The organism is Cupriavidus sp. 2TAF22 (assembly GCF_052115045.1).
GTDB lineage: Bacteria > Pseudomonadota > Gammaproteobacteria > Burkholderiales > Burkholderiaceae > Cupriavidus.
Genome location: NZ_JBFRFX010000053.1, coordinates 1 through 13,836, shown reverse-complemented (window position 1 = coordinate 13,836; position 13,836 = coordinate 1). Strand labels below are relative to the sequence as shown.

Annotated in this window: 10 protein-coding genes and 1 pseudogene; 8 read left to right on the top strand and 3 right to left on the bottom strand. The window is 66.5% G+C overall.

Annotated features, from left to right (window positions below; translation table 11 throughout):
* Window positions 1–10: 10 nt before the first annotated feature.
* Both AB4Z48_RS35660 and AB4Z48_RS35655 read left to right on the top strand, forming a co-directional pair.
* Window positions 11–1,624, top strand: a complete 1,614-nt coding sequence (locus AB4Z48_RS35660) for an AMP-binding protein (RefSeq protein WP_441622814.1) — start codon at window positions 11–13, stop codon at window positions 1,622–1,624.
* A gap of 67 nt (window positions 1,625–1,691) precedes the next feature.
* A complete protein-coding gene (locus AB4Z48_RS35655) occupies window positions 1,692–2,084 on the top strand; it encodes a RidA family protein (protein WP_441622812.1) in 393 nt (130 codons plus the stop codon).
* Window positions 2,085–2,278: 194 nt separating this feature from the next.
* Here the strand turns inward: AB4Z48_RS35655 and AB4Z48_RS35650 are convergent, their stop codons facing one another.
* Window positions 2,279–2,563 (bottom strand): hypothetical protein, encoded by a 285-nt coding sequence (locus AB4Z48_RS35650; RefSeq protein ID WP_441622810.1) that lies wholly within the window; start codon window positions 2,561–2,563, stop codon window positions 2,279–2,281.
* 305 nt (window positions 2,564–2,868) lie between these two features.
* Between AB4Z48_RS35650 and AB4Z48_RS35645 the strand changes: the two genes are divergently transcribed.
* Entirely contained in the window at window positions 2,869–3,477 is a 609-nt protein-coding gene (locus tag AB4Z48_RS35645; protein ID WP_441622808.1) for a response regulator transcription factor, read from the top strand.
* Between the two features lie 109 nt (window positions 3,478–3,586).
* On the opposite strand, the gene AB4Z48_RS35640 is transcribed toward AB4Z48_RS35645, so the two are convergent.
* The gene (locus tag AB4Z48_RS35640; protein ID WP_441622806.1) at window positions 3,587–4,024 is read right to left on the bottom strand and encodes a hypothetical protein; all 438 of its coding nucleotides are present in this window, start codon (window positions 4,022–4,024) and stop codon (window positions 3,587–3,589) included.
* A 482-nt stretch (window positions 4,025–4,506) separates the two neighbouring features.
* Between AB4Z48_RS35640 and AB4Z48_RS35635 the strand changes: the two genes are divergently transcribed.
* Together AB4Z48_RS35635 and AB4Z48_RS35630 are read left to right on the top strand one after the other, a co-directional pair.
* A complete protein-coding gene (locus tag AB4Z48_RS35635) occupies window positions 4,507–7,785 on the top strand; it encodes a response regulator (protein ID WP_441622804.1) in 3,279 nt (1,092 codons plus the stop codon).
* A 194-nt stretch (window positions 7,786–7,979) separates the two neighbouring features.
* Window positions 7,980–9,227, top strand: coding sequence for an HD-GYP domain-containing protein (locus AB4Z48_RS35630; RefSeq protein ID WP_441622802.1), 1,248 nt, complete (start codon window positions 7,980–7,982; stop codon window positions 9,225–9,227).
* Window positions 9,228–9,916: 689 nt separating this feature from the next.
* Here the strand turns inward: AB4Z48_RS35630 and AB4Z48_RS35625 are convergent.
* The gene (locus tag AB4Z48_RS35625) at window positions 9,917–10,837 is read right to left on the bottom strand and encodes a LysR family transcriptional regulator (protein WP_441622800.1); all 921 of its coding nucleotides are present in this window, start codon (window positions 10,835–10,837) and stop codon (window positions 9,917–9,919) included.
* Between the two features lie 137 nt (window positions 10,838–10,974).
* Here AB4Z48_RS35625 and AB4Z48_RS35620 point away from each other — a divergent pair, with 137 nt between their 5' ends.
* From AB4Z48_RS35620 to AB4Z48_RS35610, 3 genes and pseudogenes are all read left to right on the top strand, one after another.
* Complete coding sequence (locus tag AB4Z48_RS35620; RefSeq protein WP_441622798.1) at window positions 10,975–12,336, top strand: MFS transporter; 1,362 nt, start codon at window positions 10,975–10,977, stop codon at window positions 12,334–12,336.
* A gap of 85 nt (window positions 12,337–12,421) precedes the next feature.
* Window positions 12,422–13,621 carry a 3-hydroxybenzoate 6-monooxygenase gene (locus AB4Z48_RS35615; protein WP_441622796.1) on the top strand — a complete coding sequence of 400 codons (1,200 nt, stop codon included), beginning with the start codon at window positions 12,422–12,424 and terminating at the stop codon, window positions 13,619–13,621.
* A 70-nt stretch (window positions 13,622–13,691) separates the two neighbouring features.
* Window positions 13,692–13,836: pseudogene (locus tag AB4Z48_RS35610) on the top strand (fumarylacetoacetate hydrolase family protein); the annotation flags it as partial.

The following is a 13,836-nucleotide window of genomic DNA, read 5'->3' as shown; positions in this document are numbered from 1 at the left end:
AGACAGCGGCATGGCCGAAAGCGCTCACGTCGATACCTTTGCCCGCGACAACCTGCCGCCGGCCGCACTGCAGCCGGCATACCTGTTCGCGCTGCCCGAATTGCAGTTCGGGCAGCGCCTGAACTGCGCCACGGAATTGCTCGACCGGCATATCGAACAGGGCCGGGGAGAGCGCGTCTGCATCCGCGCGCCCGGGCTTGCCTGGACCTATGCCGACCTGCAGGAGAAGGCCAACCGCATCGCCAATGTGCTGGTCGGCGACATGGGCCTGGTGCCGGGCAACCGCGTGCTGCTGCGCGCGCCCAACAACCCCATGCTGGTGGCTTGCTGGTTCGCCGTGATGAAGGCGGGCGCCATCGCCGTGGCTACCATGCCGCTGTTGCGCGCCAAGGAACTGAAGGCCATCGTCGAGATCGGCAAGGTCACGCACGCGCTGTGCGACGCCGCGCTGGCAGGGGAGTTGCGCCTGACCGCGCTCGAGGCGCCTTCGCTACGTCAGATGCGCCATTTCAACCATGGCGGGCCCGACAGCCTCGAGGCCGCCATGGAGCGCGCCTCGCCGCGCTTCGACAACGTGGACACGGCGGCCGAGGACACCTGCATCTTCGGCTTTACCTCGGGCACCACCGGCGTGCCCAAGGCCACCATGCACTACCACCGCGACGTCATGGCCATCTGGGCCTGCTGGCCGCGTCACGTGCTGCGGGCCACCGAAGACGATGTATTCATCGGCAGCCCGCCGCTGGCATTCACCTTCGGGCTGGGCGGACTGGTCTTGTTTCCGATGTCGGTCGGCGCTTCCACCGTGCTGCTCGAGAAGGCCAGCCCGCCGCAACTGCTCGATGGCATCAAGGACTTCGGCGCCACGGTGCTGTTCACCGCGCCCACGTCCTACCGCACGCTGGCCGCGCGCAGCGTCGAGGTGCGCCGCACGCGCCTGCGCAAGTGCGTATCGGCCGGCGAGGTTCTGCCCGCGGCCACGCGCGCATTGTGGAAGGACGCCACCGGCATCGAGCTGATCGACGGCATCGGTGCGACCGAGATGCTGCACATCTTCATTTCGCACGACGAGGCCGATGCGCGTCCTGGCGCCACCGGCAGGCCGGTGCCCGGCTACCGCGCCCGGGTGGTGGACGCACAGGGCAGGGAAGTGCCGCCGGGCACCGTGGGCCGCCTTGCCGTGCAAGGCCCGACCGGCTGCCGCTACCTGGCCGACGCGCGCCAGGCCTCCTACGTGCAGGACGGCTGGAACGTCACGGGCGATGCCTACCTGATGGATGCCGATGGCTACTTCTTCTACCAGGCGCGCACCGACGACATGATCATCTCCTCCGGCTACAACATCGCCGCGCCCGAGGTGGAGGACGCGCTGATCCTGCATCCGTCGGTGGCCGAGTGCGCGGTGATCGGGGTGCCCGACGACGAACGCGGCCAGATCGTCAAGGCCTTCGTCGTGCTGCGCCCCGGGCAGGACGGCGACGAGGCGATGGTCAGGACGCTGCAGGACTTCGTCAAGCAGACCGTCGCGCCATACAAGTACCCGCGCGCCGTCGAATTCACCGACAGGCTGCCGCGCACCCAGACCGGCAAGCTGCAGCGCTTCAAGCTGCACGAGCCACGGTGAACCCGTCCGCGCTGCCGGCAATGGCCGGCGGGGCGGATGCAATGATCAAACGAACGGAGCCATTGATATGCAAGTCCTTCTTCCTCCCGGCTGGCCGCGCCCGCGCGGCTATGCCAACGGCGTGTCCGCCCGCGGGCGTTCGGTATTCGTGGCCGGCATGATCGGCTGGGACGCCGATGGCGTCTTCCATACCGACGACCTCGCCGGCCAGGTACGCCAGGCGCTGCAGAACATCGTCGAGGTGCTGGAGGCCGGCGACGCCAGGCCCGAGCACATCGTGCGCATGACCTGGTACGTGACCGACAAGCGCGCATACATCGCGGCCTATGCGGAGATCGGCAAGGCTTTCCGCGAGATCATCGGCAGCTTCAACGCCGCCATGACCGCGGTGGAAGTCTCGGCGCTGATCGAGGACCGCGCCAAGGTGGAGATCGAGGTCACCGCGGTGGTGCCGGACTGAGGCGGCCCTGGTATCGCCTGGCTGCCGTGTGCGTGCGGTTCACCTGATCAGGGTGGCGCTCGAGGCGCAGGGAAGCCGCGTCACGCGGCTGATGGCGGGTGGCGAGGCCCGGCTCAGGCGCAAGCTGATGGTTGAGGCCTGGCGCCATGCCCGACGCGAGCGGGCCTGTCTTGCCGTGGCCGGCGCCGGGACACTCAATGCCGGGCGGGGCCGTAAGGCGGGCTCGCGGACGAAAGTTCGTGCAGCACTTGCTGGTGCAGGATATCGAGCGAGTCGGTTTCGGCGTGGAAGAGGAAGGCGCCGTCAGGCAGGCGCGAGACAAGGCGGAAGGACGCGGCCGCGCCGAAGACGGCGATATGGAGGCGGTCGCTGACGACAACCACGCCCGGCATGCCCGGCTCGTCGGTGTCCGACAGGCACGGAATGCCCAGCCGCTCGAGCTGGCGGCGGATATAGTGCGCGCTGACGATGCCTTTCATGCAAGCGCTCCTCTGGGGCGGCAAGGGACGTCTGCGATCATCGGAAAGCCACGCGCGTGGCGCAAGAGTGGAAATACTCAATGCCTGGCAGGTCGGGCGTGCGCGGCCGGGGGCGGCGGATTTGCTTCGACACCGACACCGCCGGCGCTGTCGTGCATCGGGCTGCACTTGTCCGGGGTGCGGCCGAGTCACTTCGAAGGCCCGGCGCTTTTTAGAGGATAGCCTCTAAATCCGTGTCGCCCCGGATTACCCGCCAATCGTTCCCCCCTTAGGATGGGTCTTCTTGTGTGATTCGGAGTACGTCGATGGTTTGGGAGGAGCAGGTGGTATTTGTCCTGGACGACGACGAGACGATGCTGTGGCTATACCGGGAGTTGCTGCGCAAGCCGGGTCTCAGCATTCGCACCTTTGCGTCGGCGCAGGACTTTCTGGGTGCTTACAGGCCCGGGCCAAGCGAGTGTCTTATCTGCGATCTGCGCATGCCGGAGATCGGTGGCCTCGATGTGCAAAGACGGCTGTCGGAGACCGGCATCAGCTTGCCGATCATTTTTGTCTCGGGCCACGCCGAGATCCCGTCGGTGGTGCAGGCCATGAAGGTCGGGGCCTTCGATTTCCTGGAGAAGCCCGTCGACGGCGAACGCCTGGTGGCGGTGGTCTCGGAAGCGCTGAAACACAGCAAATCCCTGCATGCTTCGCGCATCGCGATGGCCAGGCGGCACGCCAGGCTTGCACTGCTGTCGCGGCGCGAGCGCGAGGTAGCCGAACTGGTGGCGGCAGGCAAATCGAGCCGGACCATATCCGAGGACATGGGCCTGAGCGTGCGCACCGTGGAGAACCACAGGGCGCGCCTGACGGAGAAGCTCGAGATCGGCTCGGTTGCCGAACTGGTCAGGCTGCTGCACGCCGCGGCCTAGGGCGCGTCCCCTGGCGCGCCGGACGCAGTGCCCGAGGTGGCCGGCGTATGCCGCGCGGGCCTGTGGCGTCGCGGCTCTTCATCGCCGTTGCCCCGCGGGGCAACGGCCGTCAGAGCTTCCTGATGGTCCTGAGCTCGCTCTGGCGAAACACGCCCTGCACCGTGATCCACGGGAAACGTATGCCACTGCGCGTATCCTCGAAGGCGATATACGGCGTTTCGTCATCGAACATGCAGACGAATACCCGGGTGCCTTCCTTGTCGTGCCGGACCTCATAGCGGGCGCCGTGCTCAAGCTGGAAGACGATGTCGCCCTGGCGCAGCAGCTTCGACATGGGCGACATTGCCCGCTGGTCGCCGTGGGGGTGCTTGGCTCTGTGCTGGTCGTCGATGGTGCGCTGAAGCCAGTCGTCATAGCCGCACGAGGTGTTTCCCTTGGCGACGGCGAGGAGCCACTCGTCGATACGCCTGCGGTGGCGATCGCGGTTTCCCTCGTCGGCTCCGCAATCTGAATACCTGTTGTTGGCCGTGCCGATACCCTGACTCACTGTTTTCCGCATCCCGTTTTCTGCATCCCTGCATCCCTGCATACGTGCGTCCGGTTATCCCGGCTTCGCATTCGGCCTCGGCGCGCATGGCTGCGCCGAGGCGCACCCTCTTGCTCTCGTGCGGGGGCAAATATGGCGGTTGCGGGGCCGGTGGAAAAGAGTATTAGTACTCACCGCGCACGGCCGGCCCGGTGCCCGGGCGCACTGCAGGTCGCTTTGGCGATCCGGAGGCCACCTCGCGCAGGGGCTTCGGCGGCCTAGGTACTTTTACTCTTGTGACAGGGGTCCATCTCCCCGAAAATGCCGCCCGGCGGCAAATTGCGATGCAACGGCCCGAGGTGACCTTGTATCCGCCCGCCGTCTTCCTGGCGCTTCGCAACCCGTTGCGCCGCCTGCCCGCAGCGCGATCCGCCTGCGGTGCCCGCCATCCCGGCTGCGCCATGTTCCCGCCACGCAGTTGCCCACTTGCCTCACAGAAAGCCATGATGGTTCTTGCGCGCGCGCTGCAGTCGGTCCGGAGAGTCTTCAGCAGGCAAGCCAGCTCCATCGTGGTGACGACCGCGATTGCCATCGGCCTGCTGATCCTGCTCTGCATCCACGTGCTCGGCCTGCTGCAGGACGAGGTCAGGGAGCAGGCTTCGATGTACCGGCGCTCCTCGATGGAGGCCGTTGTCAGGATGACGGATTCCCTGCTGGAAGACAGCGCGGACCGGGTCCGGACCATCGTCGAGGCGCAGTACCTCATCCACCTGGCGAAGCACGTCATGCGGGCACGTGGCGACATCTCCACGCGAGCCGAGTTCGACGCCTGGATCACCGCCATCTACCGAAGCCGCGGTTTCGAGGGATATAGCCTGATCTCGCCCGACCGGATCATTGTCGCGGCGAGCAGCACTTCGTACATATCGGAGCCTGTCGCCACCTCCGCCGCGCGCATTGCGGTCGAACGCGCAATGGCCTCGGGCTTCGGCGTCACGGCGCCGATCCCGGCGCCCTTGCCGATCGATGTCAACGGCACCGAGCGCCCTCGGGGAACCCTGTTCCAGCTGGTCTGCTCCGCGGTACGCGATGAAGGCGAACTGATTGCCGTCCTGTGCCTTCGCATGAACCCGGGTCTGAGGCTGTTCGAGATCCTGCGTTCGGGGTGGGGGGGCAAGACCGGTAACGCCTACGTGATCGATGCCGAGGGCCGCCTGCTGTCCCCGAGCCGCCTTGCCGGCGAAGTGCGGATCCCCGAGGCAGCCGGGCGGGGTGCGCCCTATGGGCTGTGGGCGCGCGTGCCGCAGCGCGTGCAGCCGAAGCAGCGGCCGCTAGGCAGCGATGGCACCACCGGGCTGACGAGCGTGGCATCGCACCTGCTCGAGAACAGGCGGGCCACGACGCCGGTGCTTGACCACTACACCGACATGCGCGGGCGCAGCGTGGTCGGCATGGGCCATTGGCTGCCGGGCTTGGACATGGGCATCATCGTCGAGCAGGATGCCGCGGAGGCCTATCAGTTCTATGATCTGGCGAGGCGCGCGATCATTGGCCTGACGACCATCTCGGTCGGCCTGATCGTCGCCCTGACCGCGGTGCACTGGCGCAGCCGGCGCAGCGCCGCCGAAAACGACGAGCGATGGCTGGCATTCCGCAAGCATGTGCCGGTCGGCTTTTCCTGCGCCACGACCGACGGGACCGTCATCATGGCAAACCGCGCCTATGGCGATGCCATTGGCGCGGACGCGGAAGCGCTGGTCGGCAAGAATGCCTGGGAGGCCGTGGCGAACCCCGTCTCCGCGGAAATCATCCGCTCGACGCATCATCTCGTACTGGCGTCCGGGCAGGCACAGGATCAGGTGCATGTCCTGAAGCGCGCGCGCGGCGAGGAACGGATCTATCACCTGGTCAAGTTTCCCGTGCTGGCGGGGGACAACAGCCGGGTCGCGGGCATTGGGGCGGTGGTGACCGACATCACGGAATCGGAGGGGAACCGGCGCGCGCTGGAGGCGCTGACGATCAACCTCGAGCAGAAGATCAGGGAGCGCACGCAGGAGCTCGACACGGCCAGGGAAGTGGCCGAAGGCGCCGCGCGGGCGAAGGCGCAGTTCCTGGCCAATATGAGCCATGAAATCCGCACCCCGCTCAACGGCATCATTGGCATGACCCACCTTGCCCAGCGGGCCCGGGACAGCCGGCGGCTGGAGCACTATCTCGGCAGGATCGCAACCTCCGGCAGGCATCTGCTCGGCGTGGTGAACGACGTGCTGGATTTCTCCAAGATCGAGGCCGGCAAGCTCACGCCGCAGTCGTGCGCGTTCGAGCTGTCGCAGACGATCGAGCATGTCGCCGGCCTGTTCCTGGAGCGGGCGACGTCGAAGAACATCGTGATCACGGTGGACATACAGGACACCGTGCCGGAGTATCTGACGGGCGACGCGCTGCGCATCGGCCAGATACTGATCAACTTTGTCGGCAATGCGGTCAAGTTCACCGATCACGGGCGGGTGACCATCAGGGTCCGCGCCAGGTACCTTAGCCGTGCCGAGGTGCGGCTGTTGTTCGAAGTCCAGGACTCCGGCCTCGGCATCGAGCCGCACGCGCTTGCGTCGCTCTTCACGCCCTTCCACCAGCTGGACGGGACGACCGCGCGGCGCTTCGACGGCGCCGGGCTGGGCCTGGCGATCTCGAAGAGCCTGGCCACCATGATGGGTGGCACCGTCTTCGTGGAGAGCGAGCCGGGCATGGGCAGTACGTTCTCGCTCGACATGCTGGTCGCGCGCCAGGATCGCGGCGCCGGGGCCGACAATTGCGCCGCCGCGTTCGCCAGGGGATGGAGCAGGCTTCATGGCAGCCACGCGCGCGCCCAGCCGCCGGAGCCCGCGCGCAGCCAGGGCGGTGCCGCCCGGCACGTGGCCGAGATGCCGGCAGGGCAGGCCGATGGCCCCGGCCGCGCGCAGGACGGCGAGCTGGCAGCTTCCCCGCGATGGCAGGGCAAGCGGGTCCTGGTGGTGGAGGACAACGAAATCAACCAGGAGGTCGTCAAGGAATTGCTCGAGGCGGCCGGCATCGCCGTGGTGGTGGCCAGGGACGGCGAGGCCGGATTGTCCGCCGTGGCCGCGGCGCAGTTCGACCTCGTGCTGATGGACATCCACCTGCCCAAGCTGGACGGCTTCGAGGTGACCAGGCTGCTGCGCGCGGATGCCAGGTACGCCGCCATTCCGATCCTGGCATTCACCGCGAACGCAACACAGGAAGACCGCGAGCGTTGCCTGCGCAGCGGCATGAACGACCATATCGCCAAGCCGGTGGATCCCAGGCTGCTGGACACGATGCTGGGGCGCTGGCTATCCGCCGGCCCGGGCGCGCCGCCGGCCTTGGGAGATGCAGTCAGGGCGGGTCACAGCCGGACGGACGAAGACGTCATCCAGTCGCTGCGCGGGATCGACGGCCTTTCGGTCGAGACGGGTTTGCGCCATGTGATGGGCAGGCGGCAGCTTTACCTGCGCCTGCTGGAGCGCACGCTCGCCGCACGCCATGACGCCGCATGGCGCCTGAAGGCCTGCGCCATCCAGGGCCAGGCCGAGGAAGCCATCCTGCTGGCCCATAGCCTGAAATCCGTCCTGGCGACCATCGGCGCAGGCGGGCTCGCAAGCCGTTGCGCAGCAATCGAGAAGGGCATCCAGGGCAACTGCATCGACGCCGCGCAGCTTGCCTCGTTCGATTCTGACTATGGCGCGCTGATGGCTTCGATCCGCGGGTGCTTGCCGGCGGTATCCTGAAGCCGCGGCCTGAGTAGAACTACTCTTTGCGCACATGGGGCGGATTCGGACAATTGGGACGCGGCAACGCCGGCCCGATGTCCCGGACCGGCAGGAGGTGCTTGCCTCCTTTCCCCCGGATGTCTCGAACTCGCTCTCGCGCCGGTGCCGATGGAAGCGGCCTGGCGCAGAGTGGCCACCACGGACCAGCGCAGTTGACCGACGACCCTATGAACGCCGCTTCATTGCCCGTTTCGTTGCCCGCCACATCGGCCACATCGGCCACGTCACAGCGCTTTCCGGCGCCCGCCGCCCAGTCCGCCCTGCCGAGCGTGCTGCTGGTCGACGACACGCCGGAGAACATCCTCATCATTTCCTCGTTGCTGGAGGACCTGTACGAGATACGCGCGGTCGCCAGCGGCGAGGCCGCGCTGGAGGCCGCCCGCGCCGGCACGCCCGACATCGTCCTGCTGGACGTGGTCATGCCAGGCATGAACGGCTACCAGGCTTGCAGCCACCTCGCCTCGGACCCGGCGACCGCGGACGTGCCGGTCATCCTGCTGACCGCATCGCCCGAGAGCGAAGGCGAATCCAGAGGCTTCGAAGCCGGTGCCGTCGACTACATCGTCAAGCCGGTGAACCCGCGCGTGCTCAGGGCGAGGGTGGCGACCCATCTTTCGCTGCGCCTTGCCAACCGCCGGCTGCGCGAGCACGCCTCCAGCCTGCAAGCCGAACTGTACCGGCGCGCGCAGGCGCTGACGCTGGCGCAGGACGCGACCATCTTCGCGCTCTCCTCGCTGGTCGAGGCGCGCGACAACGAGACCGGCGGGCATATCCATCGCACGCAGCACTACGTCAAGACGATCGCCAGGACCTTGCAAGGCACGGCGGAATTCCGGGATCGCCTGACGCCAGAGATCATCGACCTCCTCTTCAAATCGGCGCCCTTGCATGATGTGGGGAAGATCGGCATAGACGACCGCATCCTGCGCAAGCCGGGACGATTGACACCGGAAGAGTTCGACATCATGAAGCAGCACACCACCATCGGCTGCGCCGCCATCGTCGAGGCCGAGAAGCATTTCGGCGCAGACGACTCCTTCCTGCGCATCGCCCGCGAGATAGCCCGGTCGCATCATGAGAGATGGAACGGCAAGGGCTATCCGGATGGCCTGTCCGGCGACGACATACCGCTCTCGGCGCGCATCATGGCGATCGCCGATGTCTATGACGCGCTGATCAGCGAACGCGTCTACAAGAAGGCGCTGTCGCACGATGTGGCAATGCAGATGGTTACGGAGCAACGCGGGCAGCATTTCGATCCGCGCATCGTCGATGCATTTGTCCGGGCCGAGCAGGAGATCCGCGCGATTGCGTTGCGCTATGCCGATGCCGATGCCGATGTGGATGTGGATGCGGAAGCCGCGCACGGCGCAGGCACATTGGCGCCAGGCTTTTCCTGACGCATCCGCCTTCGTCCCGCGGGCGCGCGATTGAGTAGACTTACTCTTCCACCGAACGCGCATCGCCGCGAGAATTGCACCGCGAATCCGGTTCGGTGGCCGACGGGCCCAGATGCCTGCACAGATTCTCCCGAATCCGGATCCGGCGGCTTCGCATTGACCGCGAAAGCAAGAGTGGACGACGCCTGGCCAGGCGCAAACGGCGAGCATGGAAATGAAAGCGGGGGGTGTCAGCTTCCATGCGATGCGATCGATGTCCGCAGGTTCGAGGGAGGCCCACGCGTGTGGGCCTCTTTTTTTCGCGCAGCGGCGCGGTGAGGCAGGGCAGGCACGTGCCGCAGAAAAAAACGAGTCCGCGCGGCGGACTCAATCCTCTTCCTCCCCGTCATCCTCTTACCGGGCTTCTCCTCCTCCTCCCTGCAGTCAAGTGCTCGTGTCGAATGAGCAGACTGAGTGTATCGGCGGCATGCCGCGGCGGCAGCTAGGGAAAGCCATCAGGCGCGCCTGCGTATTCCTACTCTTGCGCGCTGCGGTGGCGAGTCGGGGATGACTACCAAGAAGGTCGCTGCATGCATCCCTTCAAATTCGCGTCAGGCCTCTCTCGCGGCGCGTCAGCTCTCGGGCTACGTGTCGCTGATGTGTCGCCTGGGCGTCGGCTGTGGACCGAACTGAGCGATCGTCCTGCGCGTCTATGCGCCAGCAGATTCGCCGAAGAGTTCCTGCGTGACCGACCGCAGCCAGCGATTGCCGGGGTCGTCATGCTGACAGCGGTGCCAGTGCTGCTTGAGATCGAAAGCGGGAATCGGAAACGGCGGCTCCAGGACCTGTACATCCGCGATGCGCGCGAACAACTCGCCTACCGGCAGCGGTACCGTGACGACGAGATCGGTCGACGCGATCACGAGCGGAATGCTGAGGAAGTGCGGGGAACGCAGTAGCTCGCGCCGCACGATGCCGTGCTGGCGCAGATATGCCTCGACGATCTCCTGACTCCGGCTTTCGCTCTGAATCACCGCATGAGACAGCGTCCGGAACTGTCCTGCCGTTATGCGCCCCTGTGTAATCGGGTGGTCCATGCGCGCCAGGCACACGAACCCGTGCCGGAACAGGCGCTGTTGGAACACGTCCGAACCGCCGAGGTCCGGATAGTAGCCGATGGCCAAATCGATCCTGCCGCGTTCGAGCTGATCCATGATGTCCGTGTGCCGTGCCGATACCGTATGCACGTCCACATGCGGCGCCTCTTTCGTAAGCCGCGCTAGCAGTCGCGGCAAGAAAGCCGCTTCGCCCACGTCCGACAGGGCCAGCGTAAAGGTCCTGCGCGCCTGCGCCGGCTCGAAGTGCGGCGCCGTCAACAGGTGCTCCCGCACCTGCGATAACACGCCCTGCACGACAGGCGCCAGCGCCACGGCGCGCGGCGACGGCTGCATGCCCGTACGGACCTTCAGGAACAGGGGATCCCCGAGCTGGTCGCGCATCCGCTGCAACGCGTGCGACATGGCCGGCTGGCTCACGCCAATCTCCTCGGCCGCCCTGCCCAGGTGCCCGTGCCGCCACAGCGCATCAAACACGCGCAGCAGGTTCATATCGAAATCATTCGCCTCGTTCATGACCGTCATTCCCATCATTGGATTGCCGAATGATAGGCAAGGAACGAGACTTCCGTCATCCGGATTGGCCCGCAGCGCGGCAAGGCCGGCCGGAGCAGGACTCAACCACAGAACAAATCGCGCATCCAAGGAGACACATGTACCCGCCCCCTATCAGCATTGCGTCGATCATCGACGCACGGCCCCTTGGCGCCTACCGGCTTCGCATCTTTATCGTCTGCTTCCTCATCGTGCTGATGGATGGCTTCGATACCCAGGCGATCGGCTTTGCGGCCAAGGCCATGTCTTCCTCGCTCGACATTCCCATTGCGGTATTCGGGCAGGTCTTTTCCGCGGGCCTGCTGGGCGCCATGGTTGGCGCCTTCCTGCTCGGCCCGCTGGCTGACCGTTTTGGCCGCCGCTGGCTGCTGGCGGCGGCAATCCTGATCTTCTCGGCATTCTCCTTGCTCACGCCGCACGCGCCCTCGCTGCCGGGGCTGCTACTGGTCCGGTTTCTCGCTGGCCTGGGCCTTGGCGGCGCGATTCCGAACCTGCTCGCGCTGTCTGCCGAATACACCCCGCGGCCGATGCGCGGCATGATGACCGGCGTGCTCTATGCCGGCTTTCCGCTGGGTGGTGCCGTGGGCGCGCTCGTCAGTTCGCACATCGTGCCGCACTACGGCTGGCCGCCACTGTTCTATCTCGGTGGCGTGCTGCCGCTGGGCCTTGCGCTGCTGGTCATCGCGAGCCTGCCCGAATCGCTGCCGTTCCTGCTCCGGCGCAAGGACGGCCAGGATGCAGTGCGCGCCATCGTCGCGCGCATGGCTGGCCGCCCGTCGGCGTCCGATCGCCATGTCACCTATGTCGATGCCGAGGAACGCGTGCGTGGCTTGCCATTCCGGCGGCTGCTTTCGGGGGGGCGGCTCGTTCCCACGCTGCTGCTCTGGGCCAGCTTCTTCATGTGCTTCGTGCTGTTGATCGTGCTCGTACTGTGGACGCCTGCGCTGCTGCGCGGCGAGGGCATCGGTGAACACGATGCCGCGCTCGTGGTCGCCTTGATCAATCTCGGCAGCGTAGCGGGCACCGCCGCTGGCGGCCGCCTCGTGGACCGCTTCGGTCCATACCTGACGCTGCCGCTGCTGTTCATGCTCGGTGCGCTCAGCGTGTCGTCGCTCGGCTATGCCACGCAATCGCTGACTTCGCTTGCGATCGCCGCCACCCTGTGCGGCATCTTCATGGGCGCCGGCAGTTCCGGGCTGCTGAGCCTGGCCGTGCTGAGCTACCCGAGCGGGATGCGCGCCACCGGCGTGGGCTGGGCCATGGCGCTTGGCCGCATGGGCCAGGTTAGCGGACCGCTCATCGTCGGCGCTTTGCTCGCGAGCGGCTTCAGCATCAAGGCCATCTTCCTGTGCAGCGCCGTGCCGGCCGCCATCGCCGCCGCCGCGATCGTCGTGCTGCGAGTAGTGTGCGCCGCGCCGGAGGAGGGCGCCGCGTTGCCTGCGGCGCTGGACGTTCAATAGCCCCCTTTCATTCATCGCAGTCGTTGTAGGCGACATCGGTCACGAATCATCGTGGCAAGTGTCGCCCGGAGAAACTAGGAGTGTCATGCGTAATACCACTCAGTCAGCCCCGGTGCTCGTAGTCGGTGGCGGCATCGGAGGCCTTGCGGCGGCGCTCGCGCTCTCGCGCGAGGGCTGTCATGTCAAGGTGCTGGAGCAGGCCAGCGCCATCGGCGAAATCGGCGCTGGCGTGCAGTTCGGCCCCAATGCCTTCGCCGCCTTTGACGCGCTTGGCGTAGGCGAGCGCACGCGCAGCCACGCCGTCTACACCGATCACATGATGATGATCGATGCGATCGACGGCAAAGCCGTTGCCGATATCCCCGTTGGCGAAGCCTTTCGCAAGCGCTTCGGCAATCCGTATGCAGTCACGCACCGTGCCGACGTCCACAATTCGCTGCTCGAGGGTGTGCGCGAGACAGACCGGATTGAGTTTGTCACCGCCACGCGCATCGTCGAGGTCAGGCAGTCAGGGGACGGCGTTACCGCATTCGACGAACAGGGCAACAGCTACCAGGGATGCGCCCTGATTGGCGCCGACGGCGTGAAGTCCGCCATCCGCGAACAACTGGTCGGCGATCCACCGCGCGTATCGGGGCACGTGGTGTACCGCGCGGTTATCGATGCCGAGCATTTTCCGCGTGACATGCAATGGAATGCACCGGTGCTCTGGGTTGGGCCGAACTGCCACGTCGTGCATTACCCGGTCCGCGCCGGCGAGCAGTACAACCTCGTGGTGACGTTCCACAGCCGCCAGCAGGAAACCTGGGGCGTCAGCGATGGCAGCAGGGAGGAGGTGCTTTCGTACTTCCAGGGCATCGATGCCCGTCCGCACAGCCTGCTCTGCCTGCCGCCGACCTGGCGGCGCTGGGCCACGGCAGACCGCGAGCCTATCGGCCAATGGACGCACGGCCGCATCACGCTGCTCGGCGATGCCGCGCATCCGCTGCTGCAGTACCTCGCGCAGGGTGCATGCATGGCTGTGGAAGACGCCGTCACACTCGGTGCCGCCGTACGCGCGTGCGACGGCGATCTGGTGCGCGCCTTTGCGCTGTATCAGGACGCCCGCATCACCCGCACCGCTCGCGTCGTGCTGTCCACCCGCGAGTTCGGCCGCCTGTGCCACGCATCCGGCGTGGAGCGCCTGGTGCGCAATTCCCTGTGGAAAAGCCGCTCGCCGGAGCGCTTCTACGACGCGCTGGAGTGGCTCTACGGCTGGAAGGCCGAGACGTGCCTGTCCGTATGACGGGGGCCTTGCGCATCCCCCGTATCGCCCCCGAAACCTGACCTTGCAGGTCCCAATCCTGGAGTCCCACATGACCTTTGTAATTCCGCCCATTCCTGCCGTTACGATTCCCGTGGTTGGCGGCAACGACCAGTTTCCCGTTCGCCGCATCTACTGTGTTGGCCGCAACTACGCCGCGCACGTGCGCGAGATGGGCATGGACCCGAGCCGGGAGC